Annotated in this window: 15 protein-coding genes and 1 tRNA gene; 10 read left to right on the top strand and 6 right to left on the bottom strand. The window is 66.1% G+C overall.

Annotation, left to right across the window (positions count from 1 at the left end):
• Positions 1 to 335 precede the first annotated feature (335 nt).
• Positions 336 to 1,490: an HPP family protein gene (locus C6A77_RS15835; RefSeq protein WP_114170318.1), complete on the top strand. Its 1,155-nt coding sequence runs from the start codon at positions 336 to 338 to the stop codon at positions 1,488 to 1,490.
• Here C6A77_RS15835 and C6A77_RS15830 read toward each other — a convergent pair.
• Positions 1,464 to 2,330 (bottom strand): LysR family transcriptional regulator, encoded by an 867-nt coding sequence (locus C6A77_RS15830; protein WP_114170317.1) that lies wholly within the window; start codon positions 2,328 to 2,330, stop codon positions 1,464 to 1,466. The two genes, C6A77_RS15835 and C6A77_RS15830, sit on opposite strands and share 27 nt — an antisense overlap.
• A 180-nt stretch (positions 2,331 to 2,510) precedes the next feature.
• On the opposite strand from C6A77_RS15830, the gene C6A77_RS15825 reads away from it, so the two are divergent.
• Positions 2,511 to 4,400 (top strand): propionyl-CoA synthetase, encoded by a 1,890-nt coding sequence (locus tag C6A77_RS15825; protein WP_114170316.1) that lies wholly within the window; start codon positions 2,511 to 2,513, stop codon positions 4,398 to 4,400.
• A 163-nt stretch (positions 4,401 to 4,563) separates the two neighbouring features.
• Here C6A77_RS15825 and zapE read toward each other — a convergent pair whose 3' ends face one another.
• Positions 4,564 to 5,634: a cell division protein ZapE gene (gene zapE / locus C6A77_RS15820; RefSeq protein WP_114170315.1), complete on the bottom strand. Its 1,071-nt coding sequence runs from the start codon at positions 5,632 to 5,634 to the stop codon at positions 4,564 to 4,566.
• A 147-nt stretch (positions 5,635 to 5,781) separates the two neighbouring features.
• Positions 5,782 to 6,024 (bottom strand): hypothetical protein, encoded by a 243-nt coding sequence (locus C6A77_RS15815; RefSeq protein WP_114170314.1) that lies wholly within the window; start codon positions 6,022 to 6,024, stop codon positions 5,782 to 5,784.
• 260 nt (positions 6,025 to 6,284) lie between these two features.
• Between C6A77_RS15815 and C6A77_RS15810 the strand changes: the two genes are divergently transcribed.
• Positions 6,285 to 6,359, top strand: a tRNA-Gln gene (locus C6A77_RS15810).
• Positions 6,360 to 6,578: 219 nt separating this feature from the next.
• Here the strand turns inward: C6A77_RS15810 and C6A77_RS15800 are convergent.
• The 3 genes from C6A77_RS15800 to C6A77_RS15790 are packed head-to-tail and all read right to left on the bottom strand — an operon-like array spanning position 6,579 to position 11,706.
• The gene (locus C6A77_RS15800; RefSeq protein ID WP_114170313.1) at positions 6,579 to 8,966 is read right to left on the bottom strand and encodes a response regulator; all 2,388 of its coding nucleotides are present in this window, start codon (positions 8,964 to 8,966) and stop codon (positions 6,579 to 6,581) included.
• Between the two features lie 13 nt (positions 8,967 to 8,979).
• Complete coding sequence (locus tag C6A77_RS15795) at positions 8,980 to 9,441, bottom strand: response regulator (protein WP_114170312.1); 462 nt, start codon at positions 9,439 to 9,441, stop codon at positions 8,980 to 8,982.
• 15 nt (positions 9,442 to 9,456) lie between these two features.
• Positions 9,457 to 11,706 (bottom strand): ATP-binding protein, encoded by a 2,250-nt coding sequence (locus C6A77_RS15790; protein WP_114170311.1) that lies wholly within the window; start codon positions 11,704 to 11,706, stop codon positions 9,457 to 9,459.
• 276 nt (positions 11,707 to 11,982) lie between these two features.
• On the opposite strand from C6A77_RS15790, the gene C6A77_RS15785 reads away from it, so the two are divergent.
• From C6A77_RS15785 to C6A77_RS15755, 7 genes are all read left to right on the top strand, one after another.
• Positions 11,983 to 12,510 (top strand): spore coat U domain-containing protein, encoded by a 528-nt coding sequence (locus C6A77_RS15785; protein ID WP_114170310.1) that lies wholly within the window; start codon positions 11,983 to 11,985, stop codon positions 12,508 to 12,510.
• A 30-nt stretch (positions 12,511 to 12,540) separates the two neighbouring features.
• Complete coding sequence (locus C6A77_RS15780; protein ID WP_114170309.1) at positions 12,541 to 13,077, top strand: spore coat U domain-containing protein; 537 nt, start codon at positions 12,541 to 12,543, stop codon at positions 13,075 to 13,077.
• A gap of 19 nt (positions 13,078 to 13,096) precedes the next feature.
• On the top strand, positions 13,097 to 13,627 hold the full coding sequence (locus C6A77_RS15775) for a spore coat U domain-containing protein (RefSeq protein WP_114170308.1): 531 nt from the start codon (positions 13,097 to 13,099) through the stop codon (positions 13,625 to 13,627).
• Between the two features lie 3 nt (positions 13,628 to 13,630).
• Entirely contained in the window at positions 13,631 to 14,134 is a 504-nt protein-coding gene (locus C6A77_RS15770; protein WP_114170307.1) for a spore coat U domain-containing protein, read from the top strand.
• Between the two features lie 69 nt (positions 14,135 to 14,203).
• Positions 14,204 to 14,950 (top strand): molecular chaperone, encoded by a 747-nt coding sequence (locus tag C6A77_RS15765; protein WP_114170306.1) that lies wholly within the window; start codon positions 14,204 to 14,206, stop codon positions 14,948 to 14,950.
• 108 nt (positions 14,951 to 15,058) lie between these two features.
• Positions 15,059 to 17,356: a fimbria/pilus outer membrane usher protein gene (locus C6A77_RS15760; protein ID WP_114170329.1), complete on the top strand. Its 2,298-nt coding sequence runs from the start codon at positions 15,059 to 15,061 to the stop codon at positions 17,354 to 17,356.
• Positions 17,353 to 18,321: a spore coat U domain-containing protein gene (locus tag C6A77_RS15755; RefSeq protein ID WP_114170305.1), complete on the top strand. Its 969-nt coding sequence runs from the start codon at positions 17,353 to 17,355 to the stop codon at positions 18,319 to 18,321. The genes C6A77_RS15760 and C6A77_RS15755 overlap by 4 nt, the downstream gene beginning before the upstream one ends.
• Positions 18,322 to 18,396 lie beyond the last annotated feature (75 nt).

Genomic DNA, 18,396 nt, shown 5'->3' with positions numbered 1-18,396 from the left:
AAGCCCGAGGCATACGCAGCCCCATGTGGGAGCGGGTTCACCCGCGAAGCAGGCGACGCGAGGGATGGCACCGGCTGCGCCGGTGTTCGCGGCCACGGCCGCTCCTACAGGGATCGCGGGCCAGATCACCACTGCAAAAAAATTGCAGTACAGGCGCATTTTTTTGAATTGGCCCAATCCCGTCTCGCCCGGCAGAATCGCCACCACGAAACCCTGCGGTTTCCATCTCTCCACGGACGGAGCCCCTTGTGCTATTGCCTGCGCAATACGCGGCCCAGGCCACCCCGGCCGGGCTTTCTTTTCAATCAAGAAAACCAAAGATCCCGATTACCCACATGTCTGCCTTGCGTTCCGAAAGTCGTCTGCAGCGGCTGTTGCCGGCGCCCCTGAATATTCCCCCCAAAGAATGGCTGCGTGCCGGTATCGGCGCGCTGCTCGGGCTGTTTCTCGCCGGCTGGCTGACCAGCATGGCCTATGGCCCCGGCATCGCCTTGCACCTGCTCGGCCCGCTGGCGGCGTCGGCGGTGCTGGTGTTCGCCGTGCATTCCGGCCCGTTGGCCCAGCCCTGGCCGGTGCTCGGCAGCTACGCCCTGGCCGCTGCGGTCGGCCTGGCCATGCGCCAGGGCTTCGGTGCGCAGCTGTGGGTGGCCGCCGCCGCCCTGGGCATTTCGATCCTGGTGATGTGCCTGTTGCGCTGCCTGCACCCGCCGGGTGGCGGGGTGGCGGTGAGTGCGGTGTTGGCCGACTCGGGGCTGACCGCCCTGGGCGACCACCTGCTGGAGCCGGTGCTACTCAATGCGCTGATCCTGGTCACGGTGGCGGTGCTCTACAACCGCCTCACCGGCGTGCGCTACCCAAAAGGCGCAGTGCCGCGCAAGGACCTGCACCACACCCATGACCCATTACCCAGCGAACGGGTCGGCATACGCAGTGACGACCTGGACCAGGCCCTGGAAGAACTGGGCGAGTTCGTCGATGTCACCCGTGACGAACTCGAGCGCATCATCCTGGCCACCGAGCAGCACGCCCTGCAGCGCAGCCTCGGCGGTATCACCGCAGCCTCGGTGATGTCTCGCGATGTGCAGTTCGCCACGCCCGACACCACTCTGGAGCAAGCGTGGAAGATGCTGGCCAGCCATCACCTGAAAACCCTGCCGGTACTGCAGCAGGGCAAGCTGGTGGGTATCGTCAGCCTCAGCGACCTGGTCGGCCCGGCCATGCAGCGGGGCCACTTCAGTTGGCGTGGTCTGTTCGGCCGTAAAGAGGTACGCCTGGAGCAGGTGATGAGCCGCCGGGTAATCAGCGTCAGCAGCCAGCACTCGCTGGAGCGCTTGCTGCCGTTGCTGTGCGAGCAGGGCCTGCATTGCCTGCCGGTGCTCGATGCCGAACGGCTGGTAGGGGTGATTACCCAGACCGATCTGATCGCCGGCCTCAAACGCCAGCTGCTGAGCAACACCGAAGCTTCAGAGCACCGGGTCCCAGCGCTGTGACCAGTCGCTGGCGCCAGCCGCCACCAGCCGGCGCAGGATGGCGAAGGCCTGTTGCAGGGCTTCGCTGTCGCGTTTGCGCGGGTACACCAGGAACGTCGGGTAGGTGAACTCCGGCGCCTGCGGTACCCGCTCGAACACCCCGCTGTCCAGATAGGCCTGCACCACCCGGGTGCGGAAGTAGCCACTGCCGCCCTGGTCGAGAATGAACTGCAAGGCCAGCGGCCCGAGGTTGAAGCTCAGCGCCGGGCGCGCGCAGTCGGGCAGGGCGGCATCGTGCTGGCGGCGGAAAGCCTCGCCCCAGTCGATATAGATGTACGGGGCTGGCAGGTCGACCCGGCGCACGCGGATCAGCTTCTCCTCCATCAACTGCTCCACCTGCAGGCCCGGGCCGTAGGTCGGCTGGTAGACCAGTGCGGCGTCCAGCAGGCCCATCTCGACCTTGCGCAGCAGCGATTCGCCGTCGCTCACCTCGCTGCGGATGGCATGGCTGGGCAGCTCGCGGTGCAGGGCACTGACCCAGTCGAGCATCATCGGGTTGCCCAGGCTCACCTCACCCCCCACGTGCAGCACTTGCTGGCAGCCTTCAGGCAGCGGCAGGTCACGGCGCGCCGCTTCCCAGGTCTGCACCATCTGGTTGGCATAACTGACGAAGGCCTCGCCGTCGCTGGTCAGGCTGGCGCCGTTGCGGCTGCGCACGAACAGCTGGCAGCCCAGTTGCTGCTCCAGGCGCTGGACCCGCGCGGTGATCGCCGTCTGAGACACGAACAGGCGTTCGGCGGCGGCGACCAGGCTGCCGCAACGCACGATTTCCAGGAAGGTTCGGGCCTGTTCGATGTCCATGAGCTGCTCGGTGGCTGAAGGGGTGGCCTATTCTAGAGGCTTTGCACCGTTATGGGGCGCTTTTGCGTTGTCTGCAAATTTGCAGGTCGGTTGTGACTTTAGTCGCCTGGCGGGGCCGGTGCAGGCGTCCATACTCAGGTTTCGCCCTTCAATAACAACAAGTACCGGGTTCCCTTCGCCATGAGCTATCAGCACAGCTACGCCCATTCCATTTCCGACCCTGCCGCTTTCTGGGCGGAACAGGCCGCGCACCTGGCCTGGCACCGCAAGCCTGCCGTGACTCTGCAGGAAAACGCCGACGGCACCCACCGCTGGTTCGCCGATGGCCGCCTGAACAGCTGCTACCTGGCGCTCGATCACCAGATCGAGCAGGGCCGCGGCGAGCAACTGGCGCTGATCTACGATTCGCCGGTGACCGGCGTGCAGCAGGCCTACACCTACCAGCAGCTGCATGACGAGGTGGCGCGCCTGGCCGGGTTGTTGCGCCAGCTGGGGGTGAGCAAGGGCGATGGGGTGATCATCTATATGCCCATGGTGCCGCAGGCGGCCATGGCCATGCTGGCCTGCGCGCGGATCGGCGCGGTGCACTCGGTGGTATTCGGTGGCTTTGCCGCCAACGAACTGGCCTTGCGCATCGATGATGCGCGGCCGACGCTGCTGCTGACGGCCTCCTGCGGCCTGGAGTTCGACCGGGTGATCGAGTACAAGCCGCTGGTCGACCGCGCGCTGCAGGTGGCCCGGCACCAGCCGCGCAACGTGCTGGTACTGCAGCGCCCGCAAGCCCGTGCCGCACTGCAAGCGGGGCGTGACCTGGACTGGCAGGCGGCGGTGGCCGATGCCGAGCCGGTGCCACCGGTCGAGCTGGATGCCGGCGACCCGCTGTACATCATGTACACCTCGGGTACCACCGGCAAACCCAAAGGCATCGTGCGCGAAAACGGCGGCAACGCCGTGGCGCTGTGCTATGCCATGCGCCATATCTACGGCATGCAGGCCGGTGATGTGTGGTGGGGCATATCCGATGTGGGTTGGGTTGTCGGCCATTCGCTGATCGTCTATGGGCCGCTGATGAGCGGCTGCACCACGGTGTTCTACGAAGGCAAGCCGATCCGCACCCCGGATGCATCGGCCTACTGGCGGGTGGTCGAGCAATACCAGGTCAACGCGCTGTTCTGCGCCCCCACCGCCATGCGCGCCATCCGTAAGGAGGACCCGGAAGGCGAGCTGATTCGCAAGCACGACCTGAGTTCGCTGCGCCAGCTGTTCCTGGCCGGCGAAAAACTGGACTCCAGCACCCACGAGTGGCTGCAGCGGGTCACTGGCAAGCCGGTGCACGACCATTGGTGGCAGACCGAGACCGGCTGGCCGGTCACCGCGCCGTGCGTGGGGCTGGAAGGCAGCGCGGCGAAGCCGGGCTCGAGCAACCGGGCGGTGCCGGGTTATCACGTGCGCGTGCTGGATGACGAGGGCCACTTGCTGGGGCCGAACCACCAGGGCTCGATCGTCATCGCCCTGCCGTTGCCGCCCGGCTGCAGCCAGACGCTGTGGGGCGATCACGAGCGCTACCTGCAAGCTTACTTGCGCACCTACCCGGGGTATTACCACACCGGCGATGGCGGCTACCTGGACGACGACGGTTTCGTCTACATCATGGGGCGCACCGATGACGTGATCAACGTCTCCGGGCACCGCCTGTCCACGGGTGAGATGGAGGACCTGGTGGCGCGCCACCCAGCGGTGGCCGAATGCGCTGTGATTGGCGTGCACGACGACATCAAGGGGCAGGTGCCGCTGGCCCTGGTGGTGCTCAAGGACGGCGAGGGCATTGCCGAGGCGCAGCTGCTGGTGGACCTGGTGGGCAGCGTGCGTGAGGAGATTGGCGCGTTGGCCTGTTTCAACCGCGTGCGGCTGGTGAAGCGGCTGCCCAAGACCCGTTCAGGGAAGATTCTGCGCGCGGTGCTGCGCAAGATTGCCGACGGGCAGGACTACCAGCCGCCCTCGACCCTGGATGACCCGGCGGTGCTGGGCGAGATCGAGGCGGTGCTGGCGGATTTGCCCCGGGCGGGTTGATGGGTTGACTGTCATGGCCTCATCGCCGGCAAGCCAGCTCCCACCCCGACCGCATCGACCTCAAAGTCCTGTGCAGTACCTGTCTTACTCAATTTCTAAAGGCTGGCGCGATCCCTGTGGGAGCCGGCTTGCCGGCGATGAGGCCGGTTCAGGCAAAGCAGCTTCAAGGCCCGACCTGATGCAGTTGCCCCAACCGGCTGCGGGTGCGCATCAGGTCGGCCAGCGGCCCACCCAGGCTGTCTGCCAATGGCCGTCGAGCAATCACCAGCAGCTGCCGGTCCTGGTCATACAGCACATCCACCAGGTTGACGAACCGCTGCTGCGCAGCCAGTGAACATTGCGCCAGATCATCCAGCCCTTCGATGATCCACTCATCGTATTGCCCGGCCAGCACCAGGTAGTCGATCACCGCCGTAGCTTTTTCGCACAGGTCGTCGAAGGCCAGCACCACCCGCCGGCCATCGACGGCCAGCGCGCGCAACGGGCGCTTGTTCACCTGCAGCATGACCGGTTGCGCATCTGGCACCTTCAGCGCCTGGCGCTGTGCCGCATTGCCCGGCCATACATAGTGGCCCTGGGTGAAGCGCTGATGCTGGCGATTGACCGGCAAACTGCGAAAGTCGGTATCGCCAGCCACCTCGAGGACATCCATCGCGCCGTTGATCAGGCGGATCACCGGCAGGAAGCGCTCATGGTACAGCGGGTTTGGCAACAGCCCTTCGGGGGCATAGTTGGACGTCACCAGCAACAGCACGCCACGGGCGAACAAAGCGTTGAACAGGCGCGTGAGCAGCATGGCATCGCCAATGTCATGCACGTGGAATTCGTCGAAACACAGCACCCGGCAGTCGCCCAGCAGCTCGTCGAGGGTCGCGCCCAGTGCGTCATCCAGCGCCCGGTGCCGGTGCATGCCCTGGTGCAGGCGGGCAAAGAATTCATGGAAGTGCAGGCGCTGCTTGGCTGCCACCGGCACCGCCTGGAAAAAGCCATCGAGCAACCAGCTCTTGCCACGGCCCACCGAGCCATACAGATAGAGGCTGCGCGGCTGGCCCTGTTCGAGCTGCGCCAGTTGTTCGGCCATGCACTGGACCACCCGGCGCTGGCCGTCGCTAAGCTGATAACCGCGGCGCTGCGCCTGGTCCTCGAACCAGCCGAGCAGTTCGCTGTGGTGGGCGGCGGTACCGCGCAGGCGTTGGCCAAGCTGGCGTAGCGGGGCAGGGATCCAGGCAGGCAAAGCGACGTTCCTTGGGCGATGGCGGGGCAGCGGGCAGCTTGCCCGACGCCGGCCATTTTGACCAATACAGAAAATGCGCGGCAATGATCGCCTGACGAGATGGATCGCCTTGCGGGCCTGCTGACCCGGCCCGCTTGTCGGCGTCGCTCAGGGCTTGCGCTCCAGCTGGCGTTCGATCATGTACTTCACGGCCAGCCGGCGTTCCTTCAGGTGGCGCAGGTCTTCATCCTCGAAGTTGCCGGCCGAGATCGACTCGGCGGCCAGCACTTGGTTGTCGATGTCCACGTACTCATCGAGCAGCCGGTCCAGCGCCTTGTCCTGCTGTCGGCGTTGCTGGACGATTTCACGCGGGTAGTGCAAGTCCTGATAGAGATCGTGAGAAACAGGCATGGGAGTCCTCCATGGTCAGTGCAATTGCCTCATCTGATTGGAAGGGAGGAATGCGATTGTGTTGAAGCGAGACGGGCGGAAAGCGACGAATGGTCGTCGCGCTCCCGGCGAAATGACTAACTCGCTGTTTTCTGGCAATTTTTTTTCATCAGGGGGTTCACAGACCGGAAGATTGTTGTTAAAGTGCCGCGCATTCCAAGACAACAACCCAGTTGTCACTCAGTTGGAATTGTCAGAGCAGCGAATGCTGCATCCGATACAGGGGCGTCGCCAAGCGGTAAGGCAGCAGGTTTTGATCCTGCCATGCGTTGGTTCGAATCCAGCCGCCCCTGCCATTTTCTCGCTGTAAACGTATCTCGCTCAGTGCTTAGTAAAGATAAGCGCTGGGCTTTGTCGTTTCCGTTGATTCCATGGTCACGGCCACCCCTTGTGGGAGCGGGTTTACCCGCGAACACCGGCGTAGCCGGTGCCAGGCACCGCGTTTGGTTCTTCGCGGGTGAACCCGCTCCCACAGGGGCGGAGGGCTGGGCAACTGGCTGCGAATGGCTGAACGCTTACCCGGCGACACCCAGCATGTCGTTCAGCAACCGCGCCAGTTCATCGGCCTGTACCGGCTTCTGCACCACCAGGCTGCCCGGCAGTTCCAGCCCCTGCAATTCCGCATAACCGGTCAGGAACACCACCGGCAGGCGCGGGTAGCGTTCGCGTGCTGCCAGCGCCAGTTGCGCGCCGTTGAACTCGGGCATGGCGAAATCGCTCAGCAGCAGGTCGATCTGGTCATCCAGCAGGGCCAGGGCCTGTTCGCCGCTGTGCGCCTGGCGCACCTGGTAGCCATACTGGCGTAACACATCACCGAGCATGTCACGTACCAGATGGTCGTCATCCACCAGCAGCACGGTGCGGTTACGGCCGCTTTCGCTGATCGAGTGGCTGAGCAGCGGCGGCAGCGGTTCGCTGACGGCTTCATGCTTGACCGCCGGCAGATACACGGCCACCTGCGTGCCACGCCCCAGCGTGGTGTCGATGCGTACGCCACCGCCCGACTGTTTGGCGAAGCCGAATACCTGGGCCAGGCCCAGGCCCGAGCCCTTGCCGATGTCCTTGGTGGTAAAGAACGGTTCGAACACCTTGGCCAGCACTTCGTCGCTCATGCCGCAGCCGGTATCGCAGATGCTCAGCATCACGTACTCGCCGGGGTCCGGGTCTTCCGGGCGTTGCGGTTGCGCGTCGATACGGGTGTTGCGGGTCGATAGCGTCAGCTGGCCGCCGTCGGGCATGGCGTCGCGGGCATTGATCGCCAGGTTGAGAATGATCATTTCCGTCTGGGTCGGGTCGGTCAGCGCCTGCCACAGGGTCGGGTCGAGGTCCAGGCGCACCGAGACGTTGCCGCCCAAGGTACGGCGCAGCAGTTCTTCCAGCCCGGCCAGGGTGCGGTTGAGGTTCAGTGCCACCGGTTCCAGGCGCTGGCGGCGGGAGAACGCCAGCAACTGCGAGGTCAGCTTGGCGCCGCGCTCGCCGGCCTCGCGAATGTGGGTAAGACGCGCCCGGGCCTTGTCCACATCGGCCTTGGCCAGGTCGCGTTCGAGGAAGCTGGCGCCGGTGAGAATCACCGTCAGCAGGTTGTTGAAGTCATGCGCCACCCCTGCGGTCAGCTGGCCGACCGCCTCCAGGCGCTGCATCTGTTGCAGGGCAGCCTCGATGCGTTCGCGTTCGGCAATTTGCTCGCGCAGGCGGGCGTTGGCCTTGGCCAGGCCGAGGGCGGCTTCGCGTTCGCTGGTGATGTCACGCGCCACCACGTACAGCAAGGTGTCATCCGGCACCACCACCCAGGACAGCCAGCGCTGCTGGCCACCGGCATGCAGGATACGCCCGACGAAACGGGCGCTGGTGCGGCCATGGGCGAGGGCGGCCAGTTCGGTGAGCAGCAGCTCCTGGTCGGGCTCGGGCAGCAGGTGCAGCAGCGATGACTGGCTCAGGCGTTCGCGGGACAAACCCAGGCTGGCTTCCCAGGCGGGGTTCAGCGCGACGGGGGTCAGGTCCTTGTTGAGTACGGCCAGCAAGTCTTGCGACAGCTCCCAGGCACGGTCGCGCTCGCGCGTGCGGCGCTCGACCCGTTCCCCCAGCATCTCGTTCAGCTGGCGCAGTGCCTGCGTGGCCAGGCGCTGGGTGTGGATGTCCTGCAACACCCCGGAAAAACGCACGCACTGGTCGTTGACGAACTGGCTCTGGCCGCTGCTGAGCAACCAGCGCGGTTCCAGGCCACTGGGCTGGGCGATGCGAAATTCCACCCGGTAGTGGCCGCCACTTTCCGGGCGCATCGCGTTTTCCACGGCCTCGCGCACCATCGGCAGGTCGTCCGGGTAGATGCCGGCGTAGAACACCTCAAGGCTCATTTCGGTGTCGGTGGGCAAGCCGAACAGGGTCTTGCAGCGGTCATCCCACAGCAGCAGGCCTTCTTGCGGGCGCATGTCCCAGGTGCCCATGCCGGCCGCGTCGATGGCAATCCGCGCCCGCGCCTCGACGTCGGCCAGCGCCTCTTCGGCGCGGCGCCGGCGCTGGCGCTCCTGCACTTCGGTCAGGGCCCGGCGCACGGCCTTGGGCAGCAGCGGCAGGTTTTTCTTCAGTACATAGTCGGTGGCGCCCAGGCGGATCATTTCCACCGCATGTTCTTCGCCATAGATGCCGGAGAGGAAGATGAACGGCACATCCGGCGCCAGGCGCTGGGCGATGGCCAGCACTTCGGTGCCCGATGAGCCCGGCAGCACGCAGTCGCACAGGATCAGGTCGTAGCGCGCCTCGCGCAGGGCCTGTTCGACCCCGGCATGGTCGAACACCAGGCGCGCCTGCATATGCAGCCCGCTGCGCTCCAGGCGCATCAGGGTCAACTCGGCGTCCATCGAGTTGTCTTCGACCATCAACAGTTTCAGCGGCATTGGCTGCATCGTCGCGGCGCTCTCAGATGCCACCACGCCGATTCAGGCGCAGCGAGCCGGGTGGCGGTTCGTTGAGTACGGCCCAGAAGATCCCCAGGTCGGATATGGCGGCGACGAATTCCTTGAACTCCACCGGCTTGACCACGTAGGCGTTGACCCCCAGTTCGTAGGCGCGCAGCAGGTCGGGCTCCTCGCGCGAGGAGGTCAGCATCACCGTCGGGATGCTGCGCAACTCGGCAGTGGCGCGCACTTCCTTCAGCACTTCGAGGCCGTCGACTTTCGGCAGCTTCAGGTCCAGCAGCAACACGGCGGGGTTGCCATCGTCACGTTCGGCATAGGCATTGCGCCGCAGCAGGTAGTCCAGGGCCTCGGCACCGTCACGCAGCACGATGACCTCGTTGGCCAACTGGCTGCGCTCCAGCGCCAGGAGCGTCAGCTCCAGGTCTCGCGGGTTGTCTTCGACCAGCAGGATAGGTTTGAGCATAATGATAGCGGTGCCTCAGGTTGTCGCGGGGTGACGCGGAAGGGTGAAGTGGAAGGTCGCGCCCTGGCCGACCTTGCCGTGGGCCCAGACCCTGCCGTCATGGCGTTCGATGATGCGGCGCACACTGGCCAGCCCGATCCCGGTGCCTTCGAAGTCTTCCATGCGGTGCAGGCGCTGGAACACGCCGAACAGTTTGTTGGCGTAGGCCATGTCGAAACCCACACCGTTGTCGCGAATGCAGATTTCGGTTTCGCCCGGGTGTTGCACGGCGCTGATGCCGATGCGCGCCGGGGTACGCCCACGGGTGTACTTGATGGCGTTGGCCAGCAGGTTATGCAAGGCCATGTTGATGAATGCCGGGTCACCGATCACTTTCGGCAGCCGGGCGATGTCCCAGACAATTTCGCGGCCCGCGTAGTCGGGCGCCAGCTCGCTGCGAATGGCTTCGACCAGGGCGTTGAGGTCGACCTCGGACAGGCGCAGGGCGGAGCGGCCCATCTGCGAGAAATGCAGCAGGTTGTCGACCAGGCTCCCGGCAAAGCTCGCGGCTTCCTCGATGTGTTGCAGAAAGCGCCTGCCACGCTCGCTCAGGCCCTGGCCCTCGATTTCACCGAGCAGTTCGGAATAGCCGGCGATGTGCCGCAGGGGCGCGCGCAGGTCGTGGGACACGCTGTAGGAGAACGCTTCGAGCTCCTTGTTCGAGCGGCGCAGCTCGCCGGCCAGTTGCGCCAGCTCCTCGGCCTTGCGCAGGACGATACCGAGCACGGCCGTGCGCAGCTCCTGCACGCCTTCGATGATCAGCGGGTGCCAGGGTTCACAGTAGCCGCGCAGGTTTTCCTGCCAGCGTTCGAAACTGTGCCGGGGGGCGAGGTTGCCCTGCGGCCCGAGCTGTTTGCTCGGCTCCCCGGCCCAGTTGACCGTGCGCACCTGCTCGGCGCGGAACCACAGCAGGTAGTGCGAGTGGATCTGCGAGATGGCCACGGCCAGCACGCCGCCGGCATGCGCCGCGAGTTCGGGCAGCTCGTCGATGTCGCGGCGCACGTTGTCACTGTGGAACACGCCTTCTTCGCCACGTTGCGCCAGCCAGTGCACCAGCGCGGTGACCTGCGCGGCTGGCGGGGTCTTGCCGATCAGGTCGCAACGTTCGGCGGAAATCACCGCGGCGCCCTGGGCCCCGGCGAAGGCCAGCAGTACTTCGGGCAAGTCGCGCAGGCCGTCGCCGACACTGTCATGGTCGGCCATGGACGAGATCATGCGCACGATGTGCTGGCGCAGCTCCAGCAGTTGCCGGGTGTTGGCATGCGACTCGCGCGATTCGATCTGCAACGACAGCACGCTGGCCAGCAGTTCGCAGGCGGTGCGGGTGCGCAGGTCGACCGGGCGCGGCTGCTGGTGGTGGCAAGACACCAGCCCCCACAGTTGCCCGTCGACCACGATCGACAGCGACATCGAGGCCAGGGTACCCATGTTGCGCATGTACTGCAGGTGCACCGGCGACACGCTGCGCAGCGCGGCGAAGCTGAGGTCCAGCGGCCTTCCGGTGCGCGGGTTGGCTGCAGGCAGCAACGGCGAAGGCTGGTAGTTGGCGTCCTCGATCACGCGAATACGGTTGACCCGGTACAGCTCGCGCGCCTGGCGCGGGATATCGGCAGCCGGGAAACACAGGCCCAGGTAGCTGGGGTAGCCCGGGTCGGCCACTTCGGCCAGCACCTGGCCGTTGCCTTCGGCATCGAAGCGGTAGGCCTTGACCCGGCCAAAGCCGGTGATGCGCTTGAGTTGCAGCACGGTCTGCTGCAGCAGTTCTTCGAGGCTGCCGGCCTGGTGCAGGCGGCCGACGAAGCTGCGCACCAGCGGGTAATAGTCGCCTTGCCCGGCGAGGTCTGCCGGCAGGCGCGGGGGTTCGAATTCGGCGATCAGCACCTGGTCGTGACGGTGCACCAGCAGGTGCAGCTTGTCGCTGTACGGCGCGCCCTGGCGCAGGTGCACATCGCTGATGTGGAACGGAAACACCTCGTCCTGGGGCAGGCGGGTCAGCTGCAGGCGCAGGTCGAAGGCGTCGCCGACCAGTTCGGCGAAGCTGCAGCCGATCAGTTCACTGGCCGCTATGCCCAGCCACGGTTCGACATTTTCACTGGCCTGCAGTACGCGCAGGTCGGTTTCGTCCAGCACCAGCAGGAAGCCATGCGGTTGAATGCTGCCAGGCAGCTGGATCGGCTCCTGGGCACAGCGCTCGAGGGCCTGGGTCAGCGTGCTGTCTGCAATCATCGGTAAAAACGCTCCTGTCGTGTCCGTCCATGCGTGCCGCATGAGTCTAGGCAGGATGAACGGAGTACACCCTAACAGAATATCGGCCTGGTTACCGGCCTTTGGCCATTTGAGGAAGATGTGCGCAAGGCGTTCTGTGCCGGGCAATTTTTTTTTCAGCCGCTATCGCTTTTTGGCTATTCCAAAAAAATTGCTCGATGCCAGCACTGTGACACCATGTCGCTGCTACGCTCATTTCTGCGGGATCGGGACACGGATAACGACAAGGATCACAAGGTGACGGAACGCATCCTCGCCGCCCTGTTGGGCCTGATGTTGAGCAGCGCAGCCATGGCCGCTGACCTCCTGGTGGAAGTGCGGGTGCTGGTGCAGCGTGGCTGCATGCTGATCACCCAGCCTCGCGATGCCGGAGCACAGGCGCTGGGGCGCATCGACCTGGGCGCCGTCGCGCGTCTGGATGGCCCGGACGCACCGCTCGCGGGGGTAATGCTCAACCGGCATCCGCCGCGCCTGGAGTGCAACCCGCATACCCCGTATCAGGTGCGCGTTGACGGTGGCCAGCATGGCGGCGTCGGCGAGCTGCGCTTTCTCGCCAGCGAGGACGACCAGGCGCGGCCCATCCCGTATCGCCTCTATCGCGACGCCGCCTGGCACGAGCCGCTGGCAGTGAATGTGGCGCATTCGGCGCGGGTGCCGGCCAGCGGCTCGGTCGAATTGCCGTTGTACGCCCGTATCGACAAGCTGGCCTGGGTACCGCACGCAAGGCGCTACGCCGACCTGCTCAAAGTCACCGTCATCTGGTAGGGATGCCACCATGCCCAAGGACGCGCCGCGATGAACCGCACCTCGATGCTGTTGCTCACCCTGGGCCCGCTGCTGGTGCCCGGCGGGGTGGCACACGGCAGCAGCAACGGTTTCATCCAGGCGCGGCTGGTGATCAGTGCAGCCTGCCAGATCGACAGCAATGAAGCCCAGGCCGCAAGCCTGGGCAACCCGGGCCTGCTGGATTTCGGCGACCGCGCGCCGAACTGGCTGCAGCCGTTGCGCAGCCAGGTTGACGATGTCAACGGCCAAGGCAGCCTGCAGATCAGCTGCACGCCCGAGGTGCGGGCGTTCAACGTGCGCATCAACGGCGGCCTGAATGGCAGCGATGGCGTACGGCGGCTGAGCAACGGCCGCGAACTGATCCCTTACCAACTGGCGCTCGACCCCGGCGGCAACAGCCGCTACGGCATCGGCCAGGCACGCGCGTTCACCATCAGCAGCAGCCGCCAGGTGCCGATCCCCATCTACGGCGTGGTAGTGGCGCAACCGCGTGCGCTGCCGGCCGGGCTGTACCGAGACACCCTGAGAGTAACCCTGGACTGGTAACAACGCTTAGGAGACTCCGATGCGCACCAACCTCTCACGCTGCATGCTCGCCGGCCTGGGCCTGGCGCTGGCTTCCCAGGCCGGGGCCGCCACCACCGGGACCATCGACTCGACGCTGACCTTGACGGAGGCCTGCCAGGTCAATGGCAGTTCGGGCACCTCCGGGCTGAACTTCGGTACCTTGGACTTCGGTTCCCAAGACGCCCTGTTCACCGCCGCCAGTGCCCAGGTCATGGGCGGTGGCGGTGGGGCGATGAGCGTGCTCTGTTCCGCCGGCACCATCCCGGTGATCCGCGTGCGCGGCGGCGACAACGATGGCCAGTCGACCGGGGGCACGCGTGCGTTGGCCGATGGCAGTGGCAATTACGTGCCGTACGACTTCTACACCGATGCCGGGCACTCGCAGCTGTTGGCCATCGACGGCACCATCACCTTGCCGACCAGCTCGGGTATCGCCCAGACCGTCAACCTGTACGGCCAGGCCCGTGGCAAGGCCGGCCTGCCGGCGGGGGTGTACACCGACACGGTGTCCGTCGAGCTGTCGTTCTGAGCCATGCGCGGCTGGCTGCCGGGTGCAGTCACCGGCCTGGGCCTGCTGCTGGCCGCGCCGCTGGACGCGGCGACCACCAGCAGCTTCACGGTGACCGCGCAGATCGTTGCCGGGTGCCTGGTGGTGGGCGGCGTGAGCAGCTACGGAACGCTTGACTATGGCTCGCGCTCGGCGCTTTTCAGCGGCTTTGCCGGCACTTCGCTGGGTGGCAGTACGGTGACGTTCCAGTGTACGCCGGGCGTGGCCTTGAGCATGAGCGTGGATGGCGGGCAGAACAGTGCCGGTGGCACGCGCAACCTCAAACGCACAGGCGGCACGCAACTGCTGGCCTATCAGTTGTACCGGGACGCGGCCTACAGCCAGAACCTGGGCATCGGCCAGAGCGTGGCCGTGAGCTACAGCGACCCGACGGCGATCAAGCTGCCGGTTTACGGCCGGGTCCAGCTGCCCGGCACGCTGCCAGCCGGGGCCTACACCGATGTGGTGCAAGTGACCGTGAGCTGGTGAGTACACGGGCGGCAACGACCAGTATCCAAGGAGAGCTTCATGGCGGCAGGGACGAAATGGGCATGTGCAATGATCGCCACGTCGTGGCTGGCGAGCCTGCCGGTGGCGGCGGCTACCTCGGTGCTGATCTGGCCGATCGACCCGGTGCTGGAGGCCGACCAGAAGGCCGGTGCACTGTGGCTGGAAAACCGCGGCAGCGCACCGGCCAACCTGCAGGTGCGGGTGTTCGCCTGGCGCCAGGGTGACTACCAGGAACAGTACCAGGCGCAGCGCGAGATCATCGGCAGCCCGCCGGTGGCCAGCATCGCCCCCGGGCAGAAGCAGCTGATCCGCCTGACCCGTACCGGCCCCTCGCCGGCCGGCCAGGAACAGGCCTACCGCATCATCATCGACGAAATCCCGCCGGCCATTCCCGTCGACAAGGCTGCACCCGGCACCACCGCCGCCATCCGCCTGCAGATGCGCTACTCGGTGCCGCTGTTCGTCTACGGCGAAGGCTTGTGGGGCAGGGCCGACCCTGAGAGCAAGCGCAATGCCGAGGGCGTCGGCAAACCGCAACTCAGCTGGCGCGCAGTGAACGTGCAGGGCAAACCTTACCTGGAGGTGCGCAACAGCGGCCCGGTGCATGCGCGCCTGACCGATGTGGTGGTGCAGCAGGGCAGCCAGAGCACGCCATTGGCCGACGGCCTGCTGGGCTATGTGCTGCCGGGCGCCAGCATGCGCTGGCCGGCACCGCTGCTGCCGAATGCCGGCAGTGTGCTGAAGGGCAGGGTGAACGGCCAGAGCAGCCCGGACACCCTCCGCCAAGGCCAATGAGCCCGCGCCTGAATGCGTCAAAAATGCCTGGGGGGGCCCGGCAATGGTCGGAAAGCGTGCGTGAGGCGGCCAACAGCGACGATGCACCGCTGGTGCCTGGGGCTGGCCATGGTCGGCAGCGGCATGGTGCTGGCCGACGACCTGCCACCACCGCCCACCGAGCTGCCCGCCAACGCCGACGCCACGCTGTACCTCGAGCTGCTGGTGAACCAGATGCCCAAGGCTGACCTGGTACCGGTGCAGCAGCGCGCCGGGCAGCTGTACCTGGACAGCGAGGTGTTGCGCGCAGCCGGTGTCTCGCTGCCGGGCAACCCCCAGGGCGAGGTGGCGCTGGAGGCCATCGCCGGGCTGCACGCCGACTACGACAGCCACAACCAGCGCCTGCTGCTGCAGGTGCCAGCGGTCTGGCTGCCGGACCAGCAGGTGGGCGAGCGCAACCTGTACCCGCCCAGCGAGGCGCGCAGCAGTTTCGGCGCCCTGTTCAACTATGACCTGTACCTCAACGACACCGATGACAGCGGTACCTACCTGGCGGCCTGGAACGAGCTGCGCCTGTTCGACAACTGGGGCACCTTCGCCACTACCGGGCAGTGGCGCCAGGCGTTCAACGGTACACAGGCGGACGATACGCGTCAGGGTTTTCTGCGTTACGACACCACCTGGCGCTTCAGCGACGAGCAGCGCCTGCTGACCTACGAAGCCGGTGACCTGGTGACCGGTGCCTTGCCCTGGACCAGCGCGGTGCGGGTCGGTGGCCTGCAGTTGTCGCGTGATTTCGCGGTGCGCCCCGACCTGGTCACCTACCCGTTGCCGGCCTTTGCCGGCGAAGCGGCGGTGCCAACCTCGCTGGACCTGTTCATCAATGGCTACAAATCCAGCACCACCGAGTTGCAACCGGGCCCCTATACGCTGACCAACGTGCCGTTCATCAACGGCGCCGGGGAAGCGGTCGTCGTCACCACCGATGCCCTTGGCCGCCAGGTGTCGACCACCTTGCCGTTCTACGTCACCAGCAGTCTGCTGCAGCAGGGCCTGGCGGATTACTCGCTGGCCGCCGGCAGCCTGCGCCGCGACTATGGCGTGCGCGATTTTGTCTATGGCCCCGGGGTGGCCTCGGCCAGCCTGCGCTACGGGCTGAGCGACAGCTTCACCCTGGAAACCCACGGCGAAACGGCCGAATCGCTGATGCTCGGCGGCCTGGGCGGCAACCTGCGGCTGGGCACTTTCGGCGTGCTCAACGCCGCCCTGGCGCAGAGCCGCTTCGACGGCGACAAGGGCCACCAAGTCGCCCTCGGCTACCAGTACAACAGCCAGCGCCTCGGCATCAGCTACCAGCGCCTGCAACGCTATGGCGATTACGCCGACCTGAGCCGGGTCGACAGCCAGGACCTGCAGCTGAGCCAACGCAGCGAACAGCTCACGCTGAGCCTGAACCTGAACGCATACGGCAACCTCGGCGCCGGTTACTTCGACGTGCGCGCCGCCGACGGCAGCCGTACCCGGCTAATCAACCTGAGCTACAGCAGGCCGTTGTGGGGCAACAGCAGCGTGTACCTGTCGGCCAACCGGGAAGTGGGCGACAGCCAGTGGGCGGTACAGGCGCAACTGGTGATCCCGTTCGACCTGCGCGGCACCCTGGCCCTGAGCCTGGAGCGCAGCCAGCAGGGCGAGAGCCTGCAGCGGATCAACTACAGCCGAGCGACGCCGGTGGGCGGTGGTGTCGGTTACAACCTGGGTTACGCCGCCGGCAGCGAGCGCGATGCTTACCGGCAGGCTGATGTGACCTGGCGCCTGCAGTCGGTGCAGTTGCAGGCCGGCGCGTATGGCAGCCGTGATCAGATGACCCGTTGGGCCGACGCCAGTGGCTCGCTGGTATGGATGGATGCCGGGCTGTTTGCCGCCAACCGCATCGACGATGCCTTCGTGGTGGTCAGCACCGGGGGGTATGCCGATGTGCCGGTGCGCTACGAAAACCAGGTGGTTGGCCGCACCGATGCCAGCGGCCACCTGTTGGTGCCGTACAGCAGCGGTTACTACCGCGGCAAGTACGAGATCGACCCCATGGACCTGCCACCGGACATCCTCGCCGCCGAAGTGGAACAGCGGGTGGCCGTGCGCCGGGGCAGCGGTTACCTGCTGGCGTTCCCGCTCAAGCGCGTGCTGGCGGCCAGTGTCGAACTGGTGGACGCCGACCGCCAGGTGCTCAAGCTGGGTAGCCGCGTCACCCATAGGGAAAGCGGCAGCCAGGCGGTGGTCGGGTGGGATGGCCTGGTCTACCTGGAGAACCTGACAGCGCATAACCGCCTGCAGGTGGAGCTGGAAGGCGGCAGGCAGTGCCAGGTGGCGTTCGACCTGCCCGAAGCGCAGGGCTCGATTCCCTTGATCGGCCCGCTGGTGTGCCAATGACAGCCCGCAGCTGCGCGGCATGGCTGTGCCTGCTGCTGTTGTCGGTAGGCCCGGCCTGGGCCAAGTGCACCTCGGTGGCGACTGTGCCTGCGGCGTTCGGCGCGCTCAATTCCACCCAGGTACGCAACACGGTACAACTGGCGTCCAGCAGCAACTCGGGCTTGCAGTGCAGCGGATCGGTGCTGAGCGTGCTCAGCAGCACCGACTCGTTCAAGATCAGGATCACCGCCAACACCAGCGGCCTGGTGGGGCCTGGCGGCGATGTCATCCCGTACACGCTGTACGCCGACGGCACCACCACCTACCCGATCGCCCGTGGCGCCTGGTTCGAATACAGGACCACCGGCATTCTCGATGTGCTGGGGTTGCTCAACGGTACGCCGAGGAACGTGCCCCTCTACCTGCGCACCCAGGCCGGCAGCAACGTTGCAGCGGGGCTCTACGAGGAAACGCTGACCGTCGAATGGGCCTGGGACTACTGCGAGGGGATTGGTCTGGGCGGGTTCTGCATCGGCCGGGATACCAGCGGCGGCAGCAAGACCCTGGCGGTGAGCATGACGGTGACCAACGATTGCCAGATCAGCACGCCCAACCTCAGTTTCGCCAGCGCGCCGGTGGTGGCCGGGTTCGGCACGGTGAGCCAGAGCCTGAGCGTGTCGTGCACCAAGGGCAGCAACTACACCGTGGGCCTGGATGACGGGCAGAACGTCGCTGGTGGGCGGCGGCGGATGAAATCGGCGGCCAGCGGCTACCTGGCCTACGACATTTTCAAGAGTGCCAGTGCGGTGCGCTGGGGTTCGCTGGGGGCGGCGCGACGGGCCAGTGGCGATGCCGATGTGAACCCCGGCGCCGGTACCGGCACCGGTAGCCAGGTGTTCAATTACAACGCCAAGGTCTACACCGACCAGGCCACACCGCCGGCGGGGGCCTATACCGACAGCGTGATACTGGATGTGCAGTTCTGAGAGGCCTTGCCCCGCGCAGCCCCCTGTGGGAGCGGGCGCGCCCGCGAACACGGGCGAAGCCCGTGCCATCCACCG

This window comes from Pseudomonas sp. AFG_SD02_1510_Pfu_092, assembly GCF_003331055.1.
Classification (GTDB): domain Bacteria; phylum Pseudomonadota; class Gammaproteobacteria; order Pseudomonadales; family Pseudomonadaceae; genus Aquipseudomonas.
Note: the sequence above shows the minus strand (reverse complement) of the source record. Positions and strands in the feature narration are given on the sequence as shown.

Bases quoted from the DNA above. Each gene is read 5' to 3' on its own strand.
- C6A77_RS15795 (WP_114170312.1), bottom strand. From the start codon at position 9,441: ATGCTCAAACCTATCCTGCTGGTCGAAGACAACCCGCGAGACCTGGAG.
- C6A77_RS15825 (WP_114170316.1), top strand. From the start codon at position 2,511: ATGAGCTATCAGCACAGCTACGCCCATTCCATTTCCGACCCTGCCGCT.
- C6A77_RS15815 (WP_114170314.1), bottom strand. From the start codon at position 6,024: ATGCCTGTTTCTCACGATCTCTATCAGGACTTGCACTACCCGCGTGAA.
- C6A77_RS15790 (WP_114170311.1), bottom strand. From the start codon at position 11,706: ATGATTGCAGACAGCACGCTGACCCAGGCCCTCGAGCGCTGTGCCCAG.
- C6A77_RS15830 (WP_114170317.1), bottom strand. From the start codon at position 2,330: ATGGACATCGAACAGGCCCGAACCTTCCTGGAAATCGTGCGTTGCGGC.
- C6A77_RS15770 (WP_114170307.1), top strand. From the start codon at position 13,631: ATGCGCGGCTGGCTGCCGGGTGCAGTCACCGGCCTGGGCCTGCTGCTG.
- C6A77_RS15835 (WP_114170318.1), top strand. From the start codon at position 336: ATGTCTGCCTTGCGTTCCGAAAGTCGTCTGCAGCGGCTGTTGCCGGCG.
- C6A77_RS15755 (WP_114170305.1), top strand. From the start codon at position 17,353: ATGACAGCCCGCAGCTGCGCGGCATGGCTGTGCCTGCTGCTGTTGTCG.
- C6A77_RS15780 (WP_114170309.1), top strand. From the start codon at position 12,541: ATGAACCGCACCTCGATGCTGTTGCTCACCCTGGGCCCGCTGCTGGTG.
- C6A77_RS15800 (WP_114170313.1), bottom strand. From the start codon at position 8,966: ATGCAGCCAATGCCGCTGAAACTGTTGATGGTCGAAGACAACTCGATG.
- C6A77_RS15765 (WP_114170306.1), top strand. From the start codon at position 14,204: ATGATCGCCACGTCGTGGCTGGCGAGCCTGCCGGTGGCGGCGGCTACC.
- C6A77_RS15760 (WP_114170329.1), top strand. From the start codon at position 15,059: ATGGTCGGCAGCGGCATGGTGCTGGCCGACGACCTGCCACCACCGCCC.
- C6A77_RS15775 (WP_114170308.1), top strand. From the start codon at position 13,097: ATGCGCACCAACCTCTCACGCTGCATGCTCGCCGGCCTGGGCCTGGCG.